This is a genomic window from Micromonospora sp. NBRC 101691 (assembly GCF_030269285.1).
Classification (GTDB): domain Bacteria; phylum Actinomycetota; class Actinomycetes; order Mycobacteriales; family Micromonosporaceae; genus Micromonospora; species Micromonospora echinospora.
In genome coordinates this window covers 77,149-97,043 of the sequence record NZ_BSTB01000004.1, presented here as the reverse complement: position 1 = coordinate 97,043, position 19,895 = coordinate 77,149, and the positions used below count along the sequence as shown (strand labels likewise).

The following is a 19,895-nucleotide window of genomic DNA, read 5'->3' as shown; positions in this document are numbered from 1 at the left end:
GAATCCATTCCATCCCCTCGCGGTCGCCGGGAGCAGGGCCGTCCGGTCCCGCGTCCGGCGGGACCTTCGCCCCCTTCCCGGGGGTCCTTCGCGGGCCGGAGGTCCCGGGGTCTTCCGGTGCCTTCGCCTCTGCCTCGCCCGACGGCGCCGGCCATAGCGTCCGGTGTGCACGGGACGACAGGGAGGTCGGCATGAGAACGTGGCAGGTGGGCGACGTGATGACCGTGGACGTCGCGACGGTCGACGGACAGACCCCGTACCGGGAGGTCGTGGACCTGCTGGTCCGGCGGGGGATCAGCGCGGTCCCGGTGGTGGACGGCTTCCGCCGGGTGCGCGGGGTGGTCTCCGAGGCGGACCTGCTGCACAAGGTCGAGCGGGCCGGCCGCCCGGACGAGCGTCGGATCTTCGAGGGTCGGCGTCGCCGCGACGCGCGCGTCAAGGCCGATGCGATGGTGGCCGAGGAGCTGATGACCGCGCCGGCGGTCACCACCCACCCCGGGGCGTCCCTGCCGGCGGCGGCCCGGTTGATGGACCGGGAACAGGTCAAGCGTCTGCCCGTGCTGGACGACCTTGGCCGGCTGGTCGGCATCGTCACCCGCGCGGACCTGTTACGGGTGCACCTGCGTCGGGACTCGGAGATCCGCGAGGACGTGGTGCAGGAGGTGCTGCGCCGGGTGCTCGCCGTCCGGGACGGGCTGGTCACCGTCCGGGTGCGGCACGGCGAGGTGGCCCTGGACGGCCGGGTCGACCGACGCAGCTCCGCCGAGCTGGCGGTCCGCCTCGCCGGGCAGGTCAGCGGCGTGACCCAGGTGGTCAGCACCCTCGGCTACGAGGTGGACGACACGGTCACCCTGGAGTGGGCGCCCGGAGTCACCCCGGTGGCGTGACCGGGAGGTCGTTCAACCGGGGTGCGTGAGCCGCCGGGCGAGTTGCTCCGCGAGCACCGTGGGCGCCTCGGCCAGCGACGGGCCGTACCAGGTCAGGTGCCGGCCGGAGAGGAGCGCGCAGGGCACGCCGGGAAAGGCGTCCGGGCCGTCCTCGGCGGTGAACCGGTACGGCTCGTCCGGCAGCACCACCAGCTCCGGCCGGTGGTCGCGCAGCTCGTCGAGGCCGGGGCGGGGGTAGCGTTCCGGATGGTCGGCGTAGAGGTTGTGCACGCCGAGCCGGTGCAGCACGTCCCCGGCGAAGGTGTCGCCGCCGAGCACCACCCACGGCCGGCGCCAGACCGGCACGACCGCGCGCCGGGGCCCGGCCGGGGCCGGCGGGGTCGCCCAGGCACGCCGGGCGGCGGCCAGCCACTCCGGTTCGCCGGACGCGCCGAGCGCGGCGAGCAGCTCGCCCAGTTCGGTGAGGGCCTGCGGCACGGTGCGGGGATAGGTGACGCGCACCGGTACGCCGGCGGCGGCCAGGGCGTCGGCGTCCTCGCGGCGGTTCTCCTCGACGTTGAGCAGCACGACGTCCGGGCGGAGCGCGAGCACCCGGTCGAGGTCCGGGTACTTGCTGCCGCCGACCCGGGTGACGGTCAGACCGGCGGGGTGGGTGCACCAGTCGGTCGCGCCGACCAGCACACCGGGCAGGGTGACCGCCACCGCCTCGGTGAGCGACGGCACCAGGGACACCACCCGCATCTCCGCACCTCCCCGTCCCGGCCGGTCGGCCGATGTCGATGATGCCCGATCCGGGGGTCCCACGACGTGGTGGCGGTCCCGGTGCCGCCCGGAACCGCGCGCGACACCGGCACGGCACGTCCCGCCGGAGGCGCGGGGAGGCCGGGGTGGGCCGCCCGGCGGGTGACCGCCGACTCCGTCCTACACTCTGGCCCGGCACTCTGGCCCGGCACCGAGGGATGGAACGTGGGACAGATGACGAGCACCGGACCCGACGACGGCTCCCGGCTGCGTCCGCTCGCCGCCGGACGTGGCCCCCTCCTGGAGCGTGGTGGCCATGTCGTGCACACCGCCCGCCGCCTCGGTGAGCTCGTGTCGGGCCGTCCGCCGGGGATCACCGGCCACCAGTGGAGCACCGCCGGTCGGGCCACCCTCGACGTCGTGGTGTGTGACGGCGGTACCGGACGACCGGTGTTCGCCGTGGAGTTCACCACCCCGGCGCCGGAGGCGCAGCGCGAGATCCGGATGCGTGACGCGGTCTACACGGCGGTCGGCCTGGCGGTGCTCCGGATCCAGTCCGCCACCCTGCGGCCCGGTCCGCACGCGCGTCGGGTGGCGGAGTACCTGGTGGACGCCCGTGGCTACACCGCCGGCATGCCGGAACCGGGCGACCCGGAGGCCGAGCAGCCGGTGGGTTTCCGGGACATCGTCGGCCGACTGCCCGACGGGCGCAGCGGCCACGTCAACGACCTGGGCGCGATCGCCCGTGCCGCCGCGGTCGAGGCGTACGTCGCACGGCAGCTCGTCGACCCCATCGTGCGCGGTCTGCACGTGCGTTGGACGAACGGCTCCGTCGAGGGCTGGGCCTGGGCCGAGGTACGTCCCGGCCGCTGTCTGGTCGAGCGGGTCCTGCTCTGGGAGCACCGCTTCTCCTGCGGGGTCGACGCCGCGCGGCTGGCCGGGGACCTGGCCGTCACCGCGATCGGTGAGCACCTGCGTCGGATCGACGCCGGCGAACCGGACCTGGTGCCGCGCAGTGACCTCGGACGGGACTTCGAGGCGCTGCGGTCCCGTCGTGGCGAGATGGCGCACCGGTTCGACTTCGACCATCTCACCTTCGACTGACTCCGCGCGGGGCCCACCGGCCGGGCCGTGCCCGAACCGGTGGACGTCGCCCGGCGACCCCGGTCCGTCGGGCGGGCGAACGTGAAAGGACATCGTCGGCAGTCGACGCGTTCCGGGTCCACGAATACCGCTCGCCCACCCCCCCGGTGGGAAACGGGACCCGCGGGCGGTCCCGCTGCCTCCGGCGGTCACGCGGGCCGGCCGGTCGGTGCTCCGGCCGGCGGACGTCCGATGCTCGGCGTGAAGCCCGGCCACGGTTCTGCGCGACCGTGTCGACCGCGACCCGCGAGGGCCGGCCGCCGGCCGGCCGGACCGGTCGACGCGGCACCGGGACGGTGGTGACCGCGTGCCATCGGCCCTGGCCGGCGGAGGCCGTGCGGCGCGGAAAGCGGGCAGCGGAGCCCTTGGCGGGACCGGTGGAAAGGGTGGCCCGGCCGACGCCTGGGATTTCCCAGCGTGACGTCCGGGCTCCGGATGGTTATGTCGGCCGGTTGATCAGCGGTTCTTGTACGCCTCGACGACCGACACGGGGATGCGGCCACGCTCGGAAATCTCGTAGCCGTTCTTCGTGGCCCATTCGCGGATCGCGCGGTTCTGCTCACGATCCATTCCGGACGTCGCCGGACGCCCCGGACGGCGGGCTCCCCGGTTGCTCTCCACGACGCCCCGGCCGATGCGACGGCCAGCGGCGATGTACGGGTCCAGAGCCTTACGCAGGACCCCCGCGTTTTCGTCCGACACATCGATGGTGTACATGACGCCGTCGAGCCCGAACTCGACCGTCCGGTCGGCCTTTCCGCCGTCGAGGTCGTCCGTGAGAACTGTGATTACTTTCCTGGCCATCGTCCATTACTCCTTGCGCGTGGCGGGGTGTGGCTAAGAGTTTGACGTATCGCACGGCAAATCCGCAACAATGCGCGGCCTTCGGCATTCCATGGTGCGCACCAGGCGGGTGAAAACCCGCCCCGGCATGGAAATTGCCAGTCGGCGGGTCTCGCCGCCGACCGTCTCCGAAGCTCACCGGGCGGGCGTCGGGGAACCCGCGCCGCGATGGCGAATACCGTTCCGGCGCCGAGTAGTCCCACTCGGCCCGCGAGCGCGGCTGCCTCCGTCCGGTCGGCCACCCGGAGTTTACGCAGCGGCGAAGCGGACATCCGCTTCCCGGTCCGTTCCGGGACGTGCAGCTCACCGCCGATCTCCACGGTGCTTGTCCGGTCCGTCGGGGCACCGCCCGTCCCGCCCACTCGGGCCGTGGCGTGGGTCACACGTCGGAACAAGGTGACCGTGCGCCGACTTGAGTCAGGCACGCTCAAGTCAACGCGATGGCAGGTGTTCGATGGCAACTCTTCCCGTACTGCCCCTGACCGACACCGTCCTGCTGCCCGGCATGGTCATCCCGGTGACCCTCGACCCGACCACCCAGGCCGCGGTCGACGCCGCCCGTGCCACCGGCGACCAGAAGCTGCTCGCCGTGCCCCGTATCGACGGCGAGTACGGCCCGGTCGGCGCGGTCGCCACCATCGAGAAGGTCGGCCGGCTGCCCAGCGGCGAACCGGCCGCCGTCGTCCGTGGCCTGACCCGGGCCCGGATCGGCTCCGGCGTCCCCGGACCCGGCGCCGCCCTCTGGGTCGAGGCCACCGAACTGCCCGAGCCCGCTCCCGCCGGCCGGGCCCGGGAACTCGCCCGCGAGTACCGCGCGCTGATGACCTCGGTGCTCCAGCAACGCGGCGCATGGCAGGTAATCGACGCGATCGAGCGGATGACCGACCTGTCGGAGCTCGCCGACTCCGCGGGCTACGTCTCCTGGCTGACCCTCGGCCAGAAGACCCAGCTGCTCGCCGCCCCGGACGTCACGGCCCGGCTCGAACTCCTCGTGAACTGGGTCCGGGACCACCTCGCCGAGCAGGAGGTCAGCGAGCGGATCAACAACGACGTCCGGGAGGGCCTGGAGAAGTCCCAGCGGGAGTTCCTGCTCCGCCAGCAGCTCGCCGCCATCCGCAAGGAACTCGGCGAGGACGAGCCGGACGGCTCCGCCGACTACCGGGCCCGGGTCGAGGCCGCCGACCTGCCGGAGAAGGTCCGCGAGGCGGCGCTGCGCGAGGTCGGCCGGCTGGAGCGGGCCAGTGACGCCTCCCCGGAGGCCGGCTGGATCCGTACCTGGCTGGACACCGTCCTGGAGATGCCCTGGACCACCCGTACCGAGGACGACACCGACCTGGCCGCGGCCCGCGCCGTGCTCGACGCCGACCACGCCGGCCTGGCCGACGTCAAGGACCGCATCCTGGAGTACCTCGCGGTGCGCAACCGGCGCGCCGAGCGGAACCTCGGTGTGGTCGGCGGACGCGGTTCCGGCGCGGTGCTCGCCCTCGCCGGCCCGCCCGGCGTCGGCAAGACCAGCCTCGGCGAGTCGGTGGCCCGCGCCCTCGGCCGGAAGTTCGTCCGGGTCTCCCTGGGCGGCGTCCGCGACGAGGCCGAGATCCGTGGCCACCGGCGCACCTACGTCGGCGCGCTGCCCGGCCGGATCGTCCGGGCGCTGCGCGAGGCGGGCTCGATGAACCCGGTCGTGCTTCTCGACGAGGTCGACAAGCTCGCCGCCGGGTACGCCGGCGACCCCGCCGCCGCCCTGCTGGAGGTGCTCGACCCGGCGCAGAACCACACCTTCCGCGACCACTACCTCGAAGTCGACCTCGACCTGTCCGACGTGCTCTTCCTCGCCACCGCGAACGTGGTGGAGAACATCCCCGGCCCGCTGCTGGACCGGATGGAGCTGGTCAACCTGGACGGCTACACCGAGGAGGAGAAGGTGGCCATCGCCCGGGACCACCTGCTGCCCCGGCAGCGGGACCGGGCCGGGCTGACCGCCGAGGAGGTGACGATCACCGACGCCGCGCTGGCCCGGATCGCTGCCGAGCACACCCGCGAGGCGGGCGTACGGCAGCTCGACCGGGCCCTGGCGCGGATCCTGCGCAAGGTCGCCGTGACGCTGGCGACCGAGCCGGGACCGCTCCACGTCGACGTCGACGACCTGGCCCGCTACCTGGGCCGCCCGAGGTTCACGCCCGAGTCGGCGGAGCGGACCGCCGTCCCGGGGGTGGCGACCGGCCTGGCCGTCACCGGCGCCGGTGGCGACGTGCTCTTCGTCGAGGCGACCGGCATGGACGGCGAGCCGGGGCTGACCCTCACCGGGCAGCTCGGCGACGTGATGAAGGAGTCCGGGCACATCGCGCTGTCGTACCTGCGCTCACACGGTCGCCAGCTCGGCCTGGACCCGAACGCCCTCGCCGGGCGGCGGATCCACCTGCACGTACCGGCCGGGGCGGTGCCCAAGGACGGTCCGAGCGCCGGCATCACCATGGTCACCGCGCTCGCCTCGCTGGTCAGCGGTCGACCGGTCCGCCCGGAGGTCGGGATGACCGGTGAGGTGACCCTCTCCGGCCGGGTGCTGCCCATCGGCGGGGTGAAGCAGAAACTGCTCGCCGCGCACCGGGCCGGCCTGACCGAGGTGGTCGTCCCGGCCCGGAACGCGCCGGACCTCGACGACCTGCCGACCGAGGTCCGCGAGGCGCTCACCATCCACACCCTCGCCGACGTGGCGGACGTGCTCGCCGTGGCGCTGCGTCCCGCCGACGCCGACGCCGACACCCGCACCGGTCCCGCGCTCGCCGCTGCCTGACCGGGTTGGTTGGTAGCAGGGGTCCCTTGCAGTGCCCCGGGCACTGCAAGGGACCCCTGCTCGGCAAAAAGCGGTAACAGGGGGCCCCTGCTACCACCCTGCTCACACGCGAGGAGGGTCAGCGCTGGTCGCGGTCGCGGCGTACGGTCGCCTTGCGGCCCTTGATGGTGCTGTCGCGCAGCCCGGCGATCACCTCGTCGGCCACCGCCTGGGGTACCTCCACCAGGGAGAACCGGTCGGCGATCTCGATCGAGCCGATGTCCCGGCCGCTGAGCCGGGTCTCCCCGGTGATCGCCCCGACCAGGTCCTGGGGACGGACCCCGGCCCGCCGGCCCAGCCCGATGAAGACCTGGGTCGTCCCGCCCGCGCGGGACCGGGACGGACGGCGCTCGCCCCGGCTCTCGAACCCGGGCCGGGTCTCGCGGGGAGCACGGACCGGCGCCTGCGGGATCTCCTCCTCGTCGTCGGCGCCCGGCCCGGCGGCCTCGTGCGCGAGTTTCACCGCGGCGAGCGCGACCTCCATCAGGTCGAACTCGTCGGACAGCGACTCGACGATCACCCGGAACGGCTCCAGGTCGTCCTCCAGCAGGCTCTCCCGCAGCGCCGCCTGGGTCAGCTCCAGCCGTCGGGTCCGCAGGTCGGCCACCGTGGGGATCTTGTCGATGACGATCCGCTGGCCGGTCACCCGTTCGATGGTCTTGAGCATCCGGTGCTCGCGGGGTTCGGCGAGGGTGATCGCCACGCCCTCGCGTCCCGCCCGGCCGACCCGGCCGATCCGGTGCACGTACGACTCAGGGGCCGACGGGACGTCGTAGTTGACCACGTGGGTGAGCTGTTCGACGTCCAGCCCCCGGGCGGCGACGTCGGTGGCCACCAGCAGGTCGGCGGTGCCGGCCCGCAGTCGTCCCATCACCCGGTCCCGCTGCTCCTGGCTCATCCCGCCGTGCAGCGCCTCGGCCCGGTAGCCCCGACCGTTCATCGTCTCGGTGAGCCGGTCGACCTCCTCCCGGCTGCGGCAGAAGACGATCGCCGCGGTGGGGGACTCCACGTCCAGGACCCGGCCCAGCGCGGCCGGCTTGTGCGCCCGCGCCACGATGTACGCGCGCTGCCGCACCCGGGGCGTCTCCCCGGCGACGGCCGGCTCCCGGGCGATGAGGATGCGCACCGGGTCGGTCAGGTGCTGCCGGGCCATCCCGTCGATGCGCGCCGGCATCGTGGCTGAGAAGAGCACCGTCTGCCGCTGCGCGGGCGCGTGCTCCAGGATCGCCTCGATGTCCTCGGCGAAACCCATGTCGAGCATCTCGTCGGCCTCGTCGAGCACCACCGTGGCGAGGCCCCCGAGCCGGAGCGTGCCCCGGGCGATGTGGTCCAGCGCCCGGCCGGGCGTGGCGACCACCACGTCCACCCCGGCGTCCAGCGCCCGCAGCTGCCGCCCGATGGGCTGCCCGCCGTAGATCGGCAGCACCCGCACGCCCAGCTCCCGCCCGTACCGGTGCAGCGCCTCGGAGACCTGCACGGCCAGCTCCCGGGTCGGGGTCAGCACCAGTGCCATCGGGTCACCCGACTCCCGCTCGGCCGGCAGCCGGTGCAGCAGGGGCAGCGCGAAGGCGGCGGTCTTGCCGGTGCCGGTCGCCGCCTGACCCAGCAGGTCACGACCGGCCAGCAGGGGAGGGATCGCCTCCCGCTGGATCGGGGTGGGCTCCTCGTAGCCGAGGGACGCCAACGCGCCCAGCAACTCGGGCCGCAGCCCGAGGTCGGAGAAGGGGCTCGCCGGATCGGGGTCGCCCGGACCGGTGGAGACGGACGCTGGTTCGGGCCGTACAGGTGCGGAACTCATGTGCCAAGCCTTCCATTACCCCCGTGGTCACGTTGCGGCGACCGGGCCACATCGACGGCGCGGGCTCCGAAGCCCGTCCGGTACGCCGGTGCGGACGGCACCCGACCGGGCGCCGTCCGCACCGCCGGGCCCCGTCGACGGGCCACGTCGTCCCGCTGCCGTCCGGACCACCAGGCGGGTCCGGGCACCCCCGATCGACAGTCGGGACGGACGACTCAGAGCGTCAGCAGGATCGCGACTCCCACGGCGGCGTCGAGGACGGCGCACCATTCGGCGTACCCGCGTGGGACCACCCGATCCAGGCGGTGGTGCACGACATCCCACGCCGAGTGGGCGAGCCAGCCGGCCGCCAGCAGCCAGGTGGCGAGCGGCTCGGCGGCGGTCGCCGCCACCACCGCCACCCCGCCCCAGACGAGCGCCCCGGCCACCTGCACGGCGAGCGCCCGACCGTCGCCCAGCCGCCGCCGGTACGCGCCGACCACCAGGTAGCCCGTCGGCAGCACCAGCAGCAACCATGCCGAGGGCACGTTCGACGTGAACCACATGTCGACCGTCATCAGCAGGGCCAGCAGGGTCGGCCAGCGGCGACGCAGCAGACCGCCGAGCGGACCCGCCGCCGGGGCCGGACCGCCCGGGTGGAGGTGCTCGTCCCGGCGACGCCACACCACCGCGACCGTCGCCGGTACCATCAGCAGGTGCGCGCCGAGCATCAGGGTGTCCGCGCCGATCAGCCCGGCCCACCACGGTACGGCCAGCAGCGCCAGCGGCAACAGCATCGCCGCGACCATCTCACCCACCCCGGACCACGGGTGCCGCCGGTACCGCATCCACACCGTCATCCCGATCGCCATGTCCACGGCCATCACCGCGACGCCCACGTCGGGACGGTCGAGCAGGCCGGTCCGGCCGAGGCGGTCGGCGGCCACCGCCCAGAACGGGTCGAGCAGGAGCATCCCCGCCACCATGGCGGCGAGCATCTCCAGTACGGGGCGGACCAGCCGGCGTCGACCCGCCACCGGCGCGGCCACGGCGGGCGTCCCGGTCGTCGTCCGGGGCACCGGGGTCGTTCTGGTCGTCGTTTCGGTCATGCGTCGAGCCTGCGGCGTGCCCGCCCCCGGAACCCATCCGCGCGGTGTCACCGGTCGGCCGTGCGAAACGCCCGGCGTACCCGTGCGTCGCGGGCCTGACGGCCGGAGCGTCGTTCTCTAGCATCGGGGCCGTGCCGACCACTTCCGCCGACCCGGACCACCGGCTGCGCCGGGCCCGGACGGTCACCCTGCTGTCGTTGGCCGGCGGGCTGTGGGCCGGTCTGCTCCTGCCCGCGGTCGGGCTGTTCCGCGAGACCGACGGCCTCCGGCTGGCCGGGGGAGCGGTCGGCATCGTCCTCTTCGCCGCCACGCAGGGCGCGGCCGTGCACGCCGCCGTCACCCCCTGGCTGGACGACCGGACGCGCCGCCGTCGCCGCCTCGCCTTCGTCGGCGCGGCGGTGCTCAGCGTGCCGCTGGTCGCGCCGTTGGCCGCCGGCTCCTGGCCGAGCTGGGCGTGGCTGGGCGCCTCGGTGGTCGGCACCGCACCGCTGCTGGGCCCGGTCCGGGCCCTGCTGCCCGTCACGGCCGGCGCGCTGCTCGTCGCCGTGACGGTGGCCGGACTGGGCGGTGGTTCCGTCGTCCGGCACGTGACCGTCACCGGTGGCGTCGGGCTGGGGATCGCCGCCGTCAACGGTCTCCAGTTCTGGTTCTGGGACCTGCTGGTGCAGGCCCGGGAGGGGCAGGAGGCGCGGGCCCGGCTGGCCGCCACCGAGGAGCGCCTGCGGTTCGCACGGGACGTGCACGACGTGCTCGGGCACGCGTTGACCGTCATCGCCCTCAAGGCCGAACTCGCCGCCCGGCTCGCCCCGGTGGACGCCGAGCGCGCCGGGCGGGAGGCCGACGAGGTGCGCCGACTGGCCGCCACCGCCCTGGACGAGGTCCGCGACGCGGTGCACGGGTACCGGCGGGTCGACCTCGCCGACCAGGTCGCCGCCGTCGGGCAGGTGCTCCGCTCCTGTGGCGTACGGTCCACCGTGCTCCTTCCCGACGGCGAACTGCCGGCGGGGACGGCCGCGCAGTTCGCGGCGGTGCTGCGGGAGGCGAGCACCAACGTGCTGCGGCACAGCCGGGCCGGCTGGTGCCGGATCGAGATCAGCCTGGAGGACGGGACGGCCCGGATGACCGTCGCCAACGACGGGGCCCCGGCGGCCGGCCCGGGCGACCGCAGTCACGGCCTGGAGGGCCTGACCGAACGGCTGGCGGCGGTCGGCGGCGTGCTCGCCGTCCGGCGTGACGGCGACGTCTTCACGGTCGAGGCGACCGTGCCGGCCGGGGCGGTGGGCGACCGGGAGCCGGCAGCCGCATGATCCGCGTCCTGCTCGCCGACGACGAGGAGCTGATCCGGGCGGCCCTCGGCGCCCTGCTGGACCTGGAACCGGACCTGACGGTGGTGGCGCAGGCCGCCGACGGGCCCGCCGCGGTGACCGCCGCCCTGGCGCACCGCCCCGACGTGGCCGTGGTCGACCTGGAGATGCCCGGCCTGGACGGGTTCGGCGTCACCGCCGAACTGGCCCGGGTACTGCCCGACTGCGCGGTGGTGATCCTCACCGGTCGGGGGCGGCCCGCGCACCTGTCCCGCGCGCTCGCCGCCGGGGCGCGTGGTTTCCTGCCCAAGGGGTCGCCGGCCGGCGCGCTGGCCGACGTGATCCGACGGGTGCGCGGCGGCGGCCGGTACGTCGATCCGGCGCTGGCCGCCGACGCGTTGAGCATCCCACCGTGCCCACTGACGCCACGGGAGCTGGAGACGCTGCGGTTGGCCGAGTACGGCGCGCCGGTCGCGGTGATCGCCCGTCGCGCGCACCTGTCCAGCGGCACGGTGCGCAACTACCTCGCCTCGGCGGTGCAGAAGCTCGGGGCGACCAGCCGTGCCGAGGCGGTGCGCGCGGCCCGGGACAACGGCTGGCTGTGAGAGCCGCTGCGCCGCACCGGCCCCGTCGCCGCACTGCACCGCCCGCCACCGTCACGTCGTCGTGGTGGTTGCGGTGGTGGTGCGTGGTTGCCGGGGCACCTTGCCGGGCGAAAACGATGAGGAGGGGTCCCTGCAACCACCTCCGGCGCCAGCGAAGCGGCAGGAGGCGGCTAGCCTGGCGGCGTGCGGACCGTCGAGCTGCTCTGCTCCCCACCGTTGGAGAACGCGGTCCGGGACGCGTGGCACCGGCTCGCCGAGGCCGGCCTGCCCAGCCTGGCCCGGAACACCCATCCGACCAACCGTCCGCACCTGACGCTGGCCTCGGTCGAGGAGTTCCCGCCCGGGGCCCAGGAGCGTCTCGCCGACCTGGTCGACGCCGCGCTGCCCCTGCCGGTGCGGCTGGACCGGATCACCGTCCTGGACGGCAGCGCCCCGCTGGTCTGGCTGCTCCAGCCGTCACCCGCGCTCACCACGTTGCACGCCGCCGTCTGGGACGCTCTCGCCGGTGCCGAGGGGCGGCTGCCCTGGCACGAGCCGGGCCGCTGGGTTCCGCACCTGAGCCTGGCGCTGCGTTTCCGGGACGCCGACCGCCGTCGGGCCCGCGCGGTGGCCGCCGTCGGCCGACCCGCCGGCGCGTTCGTCGCCGCCCGCAGCTACGACGGCGCCGACCGGACGGTCACCCCGCTGGGCGGTGCCCGTCGTCCGGCGCGCGGCGTGGGCCGGCCGCCCGCCGCGCCGACCGGCCCCGGTTCGTGACCGGCCCCGGTTCGTGACCGGGCCCCCCACCTGGCTGGGCGGGGGGGCCCGGCTGGACGGTCCGACGCCGCACCCCGTGGACCGTCCGTCGCGGTGACTACCGGTGGAAACGCAGGTAGTCGAACTGCGCGGTGACCGCCGGCTCGGATCCGCCGTGCGCGACCAGGCCGATCCGGGGGGTGGTGTCGGCCGGGAAGGTCCAGACGCCACCCCAGGTCCAGGTACTCCCGTCCCGGCTGGACCCGGCCCGGAACTCGTGCTCGCCGGTGGCCGGGTCGACCCGGTGCGCCAGCCGCAGCCAGGTGGTGGTGGCCGGGGTGCCGACGATGTTCCCGCCGTACACCGGCTGGCCGGCGAAGGGCAGCTCGTAGCCGTACTCGACCTGCCGGGTGTTCCAGATCGCCACCTGACTCAGCCGGGCGAACCGGTCGTCGTCGACGTACGCCACCAGGCCGGCCTGCTGGTAGTTGCGGACCGTCTCCTCGCCCAGTTCGAGGGTCACCTTCGTCTCGACGACGTAGTCGCCGGTCGGCGCGTCGCGCAACAGCACTCCGGCGGTGTTGCCGGTGCCGGTGAGGTCCGTCGACCGCACCGGCCAGCGCAGCGCGCCGTCGGTGACGGTGACCGCCGGGTCCGGCCGGACCCACTGCCAGTCCGCGTCGAGGCCGTCGTCGAACTCGTCGGAGAAGCGGGGCAGCAGCCCGCCGGCCCGGGGCTCCGGCACCGTCCGCCGTACCGGCTGGTGCAGGCGGGCCACGCTGGCGTTGTCGAACTCGGCCACGCCGCCCTCGGCGACCAGGCCGAGGCGGCCGGCCGGCGGGCGGTCCAGGCGCAGGGTCACCACCGCGAGCTGGTCGCCCAGTCGGACCGGGCTCAGCTCGGCGACCAGGCGGTCGCCGCGTACCTCGACGGCCAGGTGGTGCCGGTGACCGGGGTCGAAGGCCGCGGGCAGCGGCGTGCTCACCGTGCGCCGGCCGTCGCGGACCACCAGCCGCCCGGCGGCGGTGTCGACGCGGACGTCGAGCCGGTCACCGAGGTCGACGCCGGCGGCGCGGGCCGCGTACGGACGCAGGTCCACCTCGGCGCGGACGTCCCCGCCGGTGGTCGTACGGCTGGTCAGCGTGCCGGTGCCGCGCAGCCGCCCGTCGGTGACCCGCCAGTCGCCGTCGCGCCGCCAGCCGGCGAGGGCGGCGTCGTGGAAGCGTTCGTCGACCCGCCCGGTGGTGACCGGGGCGGGTCGTTCGCCGTCGGACGGCCCCGCGCCCGCGTTCACCACCGGCCAGCCGTCGACCCAGTCGAGGCGGTCGATCAGCATCGGTCGCTCGTTGATGCCGAACGGCTCGTCCAGGTACGGGTCGGCCCGGTCGATGCCGTGGTAGACGATCCAGTCCTGACCGGACAGGTCGGTGAGGAATCCGTTGTGGCCGACGCCGATCCAGCGGTTGCCGTTCTGGGTCAGCACGGGCGTGCCGCCGGCCCGGGAGGCGGTCAACGCGAGCCCGTCGCGGTCGACGAACGGCCCGCGCGGACTCCTGGACCGGCCGACGTGGACGGAGTAGCCGGTGGCCGGCCCGGCGCAGCAGTTGGCGGTGGAGGCGAAGAGGTAGTACCAGGCGTCGTGCCGCAGCACGTAGCTGCCCTCGAACTTGTTGTCGATCGCCACCAGCGTCGCTTCGCCGACCGCGCGCAGCCCGTCGGGGGAGAGTTCGGTGACCGAGACGCCGCCGTAGTAGCTGCCGTAGTAGAGGTAGGGGGTCCCGTCGACGTCGGTGAACTGGCTCGGGTCGATGGTCCACAGCCAGCCGCCGCCACCACCGGGCCGGGGGGCGACGACCGGCTCGTCGACGAAGGTCCACGGGCCGGTCGGGGTGGGGGCGGTCGCCGCGCCGACGGCGAAGTCGCCCCCGTCGGGGGAGACGGTGGTGTCGGTGACGGTCACGTACATGACCCAGCGGCCGTCGACCCAGCGCACGTCGGGGGCCCAGAAGCCGGCCCCCTCGGCGGCGTACGAGGGGCGCTGGCCGGGGGTGAACGCGTCCCCGACGTAGGTCCACCGGACCAGGTCGGACGAGCGCGCCATGGGGATGCCGTGGAACTGCTTCTCGCCCTCCCGGAGGGGGTCGGTGGTGCCGTAGGCGTACCAGAGCCCGTCGGGTCCCCGGACGACGACCGGGTCGGCGAAGGTGTCGGCGAAGGAGGCGGAGAGTGGATTGTCGTAGCGGGGCGGACGGTCCGGGCCGGCGAGTGCCGGCGCGGACGCGGTGGCCGCGAGAACGAGTCCGAGTACGGCGCTGCACGCGCCGCCGCGGCGGAGGTGTCCCATCAGACCTGCCTTGGGTCGTCGGTGGTGTCGACCGTCGTCGCTGCGGTGTCGTGCCTTTCTACAACGTTGGATACAACGATGTAAAGATCTCTCTCGCCGGTCCACACCAGATCGGCGGTGCTCGGGCGCGTTCGGCTCGGACGCGGTGCGGCGCGTGCCGGCGCCGGTGGACGCCGCCCTCGGGTGGCACCTGCGGCAGGCTTCCCCCGGATGGGGAGCTTTCATGCCAGATAAGAGCAATCCTCGTACTTGCGGCGGTAGTGGTGGATACCGTCGTGTCGAGGCTCATCCTGCCGTTCACCGGGAGAGAGGACCGTGCCATGCGAGTGCCCAGCCGACGTCCGGGGCGGCCCGGCTCGTCCGCGACGGCCGAGGGACCGGTCCGGGCGGCCCGGAGCACGGCGACCCGACCCGACCTGGACGCCTACCGCGCCGCCGTGACCGAACTGCTGGTGGAGGTCCGGGCGTTGGCCGACGAGCACTCCGCCGCCGCCCGGCAGTCCCTGCTCACCGACCGGCTCGGCGAGCCGGCGCTGGCCGACGTCCTCCGGGCCACTCCGCAGGGGGTGATCGGTGCCCGGGAGACCCTGCTGCTGGAGATGGCCCGCTACCGGCCCAACGCCCGCAGCTCCGCCGCCGACCTCACCGCCCTGGTCCGGATCTACCTGCTCTCCCGGATCGACGTGATGTGGTGGGCGACGGCGTCCACCTACCTCACGGACGACCAGATCCAGCGGGACCCGAACCTGGTCGACCTGGACCGGCTGCGCCGCCGGGGGCTGCTGCGGTTCCGCTACCGGAGGCAACCCGGCACCCTCCTCGGCCGGGCCGTCCGCGTCGCGCAACGGCGGATCGTCCCGCACCAGGTGCCGCGGACCGCCGGACTGCGGGTCCTCCATGCCCGCCCCGAACCGGTGGCGCTGCTCAACCAGATCGCCGCCGAGTTCGCCCTCGCCGCGCCGGCCGGCACGCCCCCGCTCTGGGTCACCAGCCTCACCCGCAGCCTGGAGCACCAGTACCGGCTGCGCCGGCTCGGCTACGCGGCCATGCTGCCCAGCTCGCACTGCCTCGGCTGGGCCGTCGACGTGGAGATGCACTGGTTCCGCCGGTTCGGTGCCGCCGAGGCGCTGGCCAACGTGCTGCTCGGCCGCCAGGACGCCGGCGAGGTCAACGTCGTCGACGAGGGACAGGCGTGGCACCTCTGCGTCGCCCCCGAGGCCGTGTCCCGGCTGCGCGGGGCGTACCGGGGCGAGCTGGGGGAGTGCTGAGACGTGCGGCAGGCGTGCTCGGCGTCGGCCCGAAGGCCGCGTCCGGGTGGTAGGAGGGGCCCCCTGCACCGCAGAAAGCGGTAACAGGGGACCCCTCCTACCAACCCAGCCGTCAGCGCAGGTACGGGCCGGTGGCGCCGACCTTGCCCGGTGCCGGGTTGCCCGGCAGGTCGAGCACGTAGACCCGCAGGTTGCCGGCGTCGCTGACGCTGGCGGTCAGCGTGCCGTTGCCGACGGTCTTCACGTCACCGGTGACCACGTCGGTGTAGCGGCCGTTCGGAATGCCGGTGAAGGTCGCGCCGGAGGAGACGGTGACCAGGGCGAAGCTGTCCACCCCGCCGGCGGTGTACCGACGCTTGAAGGCCATGTTGCCGGTGACGCCCTCGGTGGAGTACTGCCCCTTCTGCAGGGCCGGCACCGCCCGCCGGATCTGGTTGAGCCGCTGCACGTGCTTGACCAGCGGCTTGCTCAGGGTGGTGGCCACCGGGCCGCTGGCGGAGCCGACGACACCGAAGTCGGTGGCGGTGACGCTGCCCTCCAGGTGGCCGCCGTAGTAGGCCCGTCCGGTGGTGGCGAGCGGGCAGGTGGGCCCGCAGTCGATCCGGGCGCCCTTCTGGAACTCGATCTCCGAGCCGTAGTAGAGCGTCGGGATGCCCCGGAACGTCCACATCAGGCTCATGTTCTCCGCCCAGGCGTCGGTGCCGCCGGTGTACCGGGTGTTCGACTTGTTCGGCCCGTAGTCGTGGCTGTCGACGTAGACGACGTTGTACGTGGCGTCGTTGTAGCTGTCGTCGGAGTCCTTCCCGTTGTGGAACGCGTTGGAGGCGTCCCCGAAGTTCATGTGCATCCGCATGTCGATGACGTTCATGCCGGAGAACTTCGAGTGGTCCGGGGTGTGGTAGCTGTTGCCACGCAGGAAAGCGTTGTCACTGGTCGGCTGGTTGCCGGTGCCGAGCAGTTGCTCGTAGTCGTACTGCTCGATCGCGGCACGGACGTCGTCCGGGCTGTACTCCTTGCGTTCCTTCCAGGTGAAGAACTGCGCGGAGTGGTTCACCGAGCCCCGGTTCCACTTGTCGTTGACGAACGCGGCGACCTCGCCGAAGACGTAGAAGTCCTTGCCCTTGGCCCCGTGCTTCGCCACCGCGTGCGCCTGGATGGCCGGCAGGAAGCGACGGTTCCAGGTGACCCGGGGAATGTGTACGGCGGTGTCGACCCGGAAACCGTCCACCCCCATGTCGATGTACTTGTTGTACACGTCGATGAGGTACTGCTGGACCCTCGGGTTCTCGGTGTTGAAGTCGGCGAGGTCCTCGTGCAGCCAGCAGCTACGGGAGTCCTCGCCCTCCCAGTTCCCGATCCAGCACTGGTGGTAGAGGTCGGCGGGGAAGAGCTTGTTCGTCGGCGACGGCCACTGGCAGTCGTAGAGCGTGTAGCCCTCCGGGCTGCGGCCGTTCGGTGTGCCCCAGCGCAGGCACTGGTTGCCGGCGGGCACGGCGGTCGACCAGACGTCGCCGTTGTACGGCCGCCCCTTGGCGAGCGCGTTCTGGGCCGGGGTCAGCTCCGGGTCGTTCCCGGCGTGCTCGACCATCGGGTCGTACGACCGTCCCGGCTCCTGCTTGCTGTACATCCACTTCCACTGCTCGTCGCGCACGCCGTAGACGGTCGGGGTGAACAGGCCCTTCGCGCCCCAGCGGGAGCTGTGGTTGTAGACCACGTCCTGGAAGATCTTGATGCCCTTGCCGTGTGCGGCGTTGATCAGCTCCTGGTAGCTCGCCCCGGGGCTCTCCAGGCGGGGATCGACCCGGTAGAAGTCCCACCCGTGGTAGCCGTGGAAGTCGTAGTCGGAGCGGTTGAGCACCACCGGCGTGATCCAGATGGCGGAGAAGCCCAGGCCCTTGATGTAGTCCAGCTTGTCGATCAGGCCCTGGAAGTCGCCCCGGAACATCGGGTCGTCGTTGGCCGCGTTGCCGGACTTCACGTGCTGGCTGCCGCCCCGGTTGTTGGCGCTGTCACCGTCGGCGAACCGGGCGGTCATCACGAAGTAGATGGTGTCCTCGCGGGGGTCGCCGCCGAGCGGGGTGCCGCCGGGCGGGTCCGGGGGAGCGGTGCCGGTGGTGGCCGCGGCCGGGGTGCTGGCGGGCGAGGCGTTGCCGGCCGCGTCGTGCGCCCGGACGGTGTACTCGTAGCGGGTGCTGGCGGTGAGGTTGCCGTCGACGAGGCCGGTGCCGGTGGTGGTCAGGGTGACCGTGCCCTGCGGTCCGCCGGTGCGGGTGATCCGGTAGCCGGTGACGCCCCGGTCGTCGGTCGAGGCGGTCCATGCGAGGCTGATCCGCACGCCGTCGGCGGTCGCGGTCAGCCCGGTCGGCGTCGACGGGGGCGTGGTGTCCGGGGTCGGTGCCGTGCAGGGTGCGGTCGCGTTCGGCGTGACCACGCCGGCCCGGACTGTGGTGACACCCGCCCCGATGCGGTAGTCCGCGCCGTTGTTGTTGTCCCACTGACCGGCGTTGTTGTTGAACGCCGCGCGCAGGCCGGTGGCGGCGCCGAGGTCGACCACCTTCCGCGCCCAGCCGTCACAGACGGTCTGCATCGGTACGCCGGGCACGGCGGTCCAACTGCCGCCGGTGACCTGGTAGTGGATGTTCGCGCTGGACCAGCCCCGGCTGCCGGTGTGGTACCAGACCTCGGCGGGGCCCGGTACGGGCGTTCCACCGCCGGTGCACGGGTCGCCGGTGCCGATCACCCCGCCGGAGACGGTCACCGTTCCGGTGCCGATCCGGTAGTTCGCGCCGTTGTTGTTGTCCCAGGTGCCGGTGGTGTTGGTGAAGACCACCTGGGCGCCGGTGGCCGCGCCGAGGTCGATGGTCCGCTTCCGCCAGCCCGTGCAGGCGGTCTCCATCGGCACGCCGGGCACAGTGGTCCAGGTGCCTCCGGTCGGTGCGTAGTGGACGTTGACGGTGCTGCCCCAGGCGGCGGGTGGCTGGTAGTAGACGGTGACGGTCTGCGCGGCCGAGGCTCCGGTGAGCGGGCTGAGGCCCGCTGCGAGGCCGACGGTCACGGCCAGTGCCGCCCATCGCCGCCGGGTTCGGGTGCTGCTCATCGACTCTCCTCGTACGGAGGGCTCCCGGCGTGGTCCCGACGGGGGCAGCTGGATGTTCTTGCAATCCTTGACTCTGCGGTGAGTAATGTTTCTGCAAGAACATGAAAGTCTTGCCGGGAAGTTACCACCATCACTCTCCTGAGACCAGATGTCGCCCAACTGGCGAACGGGTGAGGAACAGGTCATGACGAACGTGGACGTGATGGTGGTCGGACAGGTCGCCCGGGACCTGGTGCTCCAGGTCGACGAGGTGCCGGACGCCGGCGGGACCGCCCCGGTCCGGCGGCGGCGCGAACTGCTCGGCGGCAAGGGCGCCAACCAGGCCGTCGGACTCGCCCAACTGGGCGTCCGGGTGGGACTGCTCGGCGTGGTCGGTGAGGACGAGGTGGGCCGGACGCTGCTCGCGCAGGCCCACGCCGACGGGATCGACGTCGCCTCGGTGATCCGACGCGACGGCACGTCCACCGGGCTGATCGTGGACGTGGTCGACGCCGGGGCCCACTGGCGCTACCTGGAGGACCTGCCCGAACCGGTGCTGCTCACCGAGGAGGACGTGACCGCCGCCGCCGACGCGTTGACCACGGCGCGGGCGGTGGTCGTCCAACTGCAACAGCCCCCGGCGGCGGCCCTGGCCGCCGCCCGCCTGGCCCACGGCGCCGGCCGACTGGTGGTGCTCGACGGCGCGCCCGCCCCCGAGGCCGCCGACGACCTGCTCGCCACCGCCACCGTGCTGCGTGCCGACGGCCAGGAGACCGCCCTGCTCACCGGTCGGGAACCCACCGACGCGGCCGGTGGGCTGCGGGCCGCCCGGGATCTGCTCGCCCGTGGCCCCTCGCTGGTGGCGGTGGAGGTCGACGGGGCGGGCAACGCCTTCGCCTGGCCGGACGACGAGATGTTCGTGCCGTTGAGTGACACCACGACCGTGGACACCACCGGGGCGGGGGACGCCTTCGTCGCCGCGCTCACCGCCAGCCTGCTCCGCGACGAACCACGCGACCGGTTGGCCCGGCTCGCGGTGGCGGCGGCCGGGGCCACCGTCGGCAGCCCCGGTGGGCGGCCGGCGCTGACCGACGCGGCCATCGCCGCCCAACTGGCGAGGATCCCGGCGGGTACGCCTGCACCCTCGTCGCCACCTTCAACTCGGGCGGCTCGGTGATCGGGGGCGGCAGCAGCCCGTTCCAGTGCTGGCCGTAGCCCTTCGACCTGAGCATG

14 protein-coding genes are annotated in these 19,895 nt (G+C 73.7%); 8 read left to right on the top strand and 6 right to left on the bottom strand.

Translation table 11 applies throughout. From position 1 onward, the window contains the following. Positions 1–191 precede the first annotated feature (191 nt). Positions 192–887, top strand: coding sequence for a CBS domain-containing protein (locus QSK20_RS09215; RefSeq protein WP_285788159.1), 696 nt, complete (start codon positions 192–194; stop codon positions 885–887). A 12-nt stretch (positions 888–899) separates the two neighbouring features. Here QSK20_RS09215 and QSK20_RS09210 read toward each other — a convergent pair whose 3' ends face one another. After that, entirely contained in the window at positions 900–1,628 is a 729-nt protein-coding gene (locus tag QSK20_RS09210; protein ID WP_285788158.1) for a helical backbone metal receptor, read from the bottom strand. A 234-nt stretch (positions 1,629–1,862) separates the two neighbouring features. On the opposite strand from QSK20_RS09210, the gene QSK20_RS09205 reads away from it, so the two are divergent. After that, a complete protein-coding gene (locus QSK20_RS09205) occupies positions 1,863–2,732 on the top strand; it encodes a hypothetical protein (RefSeq protein WP_285788157.1) in 870 nt (289 codons plus the stop codon). A gap of 495 nt (positions 2,733–3,227) precedes the next feature. Here the strand turns inward: QSK20_RS09205 and QSK20_RS09200 are convergent, their stop codons facing one another. After that, entirely contained in the window at positions 3,228–3,575 is a 348-nt protein-coding gene (locus QSK20_RS09200; RefSeq protein WP_088984189.1) for a histone-like nucleoid-structuring protein Lsr2, read from the bottom strand. Positions 3,576–4,068: 493 nt separating this feature from the next. Between QSK20_RS09200 and lon the strand changes: the two genes are divergently transcribed. Next, positions 4,069–6,405 carry an endopeptidase La gene (gene lon / locus QSK20_RS09195; RefSeq protein WP_285788156.1) on the top strand — a complete coding sequence of 779 codons (2,337 nt, stop codon included), beginning with the start codon at positions 4,069–4,071 and terminating at the stop codon, positions 6,403–6,405. 118 nt (positions 6,406–6,523) lie between these two features. Here the strand turns inward: lon and QSK20_RS09190 are convergent, their stop codons facing one another. Beyond that, positions 6,524–8,242 carry a DEAD/DEAH box helicase gene (locus tag QSK20_RS09190; protein ID WP_285788155.1) on the bottom strand — a complete coding sequence of 573 codons (1,719 nt, stop codon included), beginning with the start codon at positions 8,240–8,242 and terminating at the stop codon, positions 6,524–6,526. A gap of 215 nt (positions 8,243–8,457) precedes the next feature. Beyond that, positions 8,458–9,330 (bottom strand): hypothetical protein, encoded by an 873-nt coding sequence (locus QSK20_RS09185; RefSeq protein WP_285788154.1) that lies wholly within the window; start codon positions 9,328–9,330, stop codon positions 8,458–8,460. A 131-nt stretch (positions 9,331–9,461) separates the two neighbouring features. Here QSK20_RS09185 and QSK20_RS09180 point away from each other — a divergent pair, with 131 nt between their 5' ends. The 3 genes from QSK20_RS09180 (at position 9,462) to QSK20_RS09170 (ending at position 11,995) form a co-directional block, all read left to right on the top strand. After that, positions 9,462–10,637 carry a sensor histidine kinase gene (locus QSK20_RS09180; RefSeq protein WP_285788153.1) on the top strand — a complete coding sequence of 392 codons (1,176 nt, stop codon included), beginning with the start codon at positions 9,462–9,464 and terminating at the stop codon, positions 10,635–10,637. Continuing rightward, positions 10,634–11,239, top strand: a complete 606-nt coding sequence (locus QSK20_RS09175; RefSeq protein WP_285788152.1) for a response regulator transcription factor — start codon at positions 10,634–10,636, stop codon at positions 11,237–11,239. The genes QSK20_RS09180 and QSK20_RS09175 overlap by 4 nt, the downstream gene beginning before the upstream one ends. 183 nt (positions 11,240–11,422) lie before the next feature. Beyond that, positions 11,423–11,995 (top strand): 2'-5' RNA ligase family protein, encoded by a 573-nt coding sequence (locus QSK20_RS09170; protein WP_285788151.1) that lies wholly within the window; start codon positions 11,423–11,425, stop codon positions 11,993–11,995. 97 nt (positions 11,996–12,092) lie between these two features. Here QSK20_RS09170 and QSK20_RS09165 read toward each other — a convergent pair whose 3' ends face one another. Continuing rightward, entirely contained in the window at positions 12,093–14,318 is a 2,226-nt protein-coding gene (locus tag QSK20_RS09165; RefSeq protein WP_285788150.1) for a glycoside hydrolase family 43 protein, read from the bottom strand. Positions 14,319–14,638: 320 nt separating this feature from the next. Between QSK20_RS09165 and QSK20_RS09160 the strand changes: the two genes are divergently transcribed. Continuing rightward, complete coding sequence (locus QSK20_RS09160) at positions 14,639–15,586, top strand: DUF5715 family protein (protein ID WP_285788149.1); 948 nt, start codon at positions 14,639–14,641, stop codon at positions 15,584–15,586. Between the two features lie 112 nt (positions 15,587–15,698). Here the strand turns inward: QSK20_RS09160 and QSK20_RS09155 are convergent, their stop codons facing one another. After that, positions 15,699–18,683: a carbohydrate binding domain-containing protein gene (locus QSK20_RS09155; protein WP_285788148.1), complete on the bottom strand. Its 2,985-nt coding sequence runs from the start codon at positions 18,681–18,683 to the stop codon at positions 15,699–15,701. 184 nt (positions 18,684–18,867) lie between these two features. On the opposite strand from QSK20_RS09155, the gene QSK20_RS09150 reads away from it, so the two are divergent. Next, on the top strand, positions 18,868–19,839 hold the full coding sequence (locus QSK20_RS09150; RefSeq protein WP_285788147.1) for a PfkB family carbohydrate kinase: 972 nt from the start codon (positions 18,868–18,870) through the stop codon (positions 19,837–19,839). Positions 19,840–19,895: the final 56 nt, after the last annotated feature.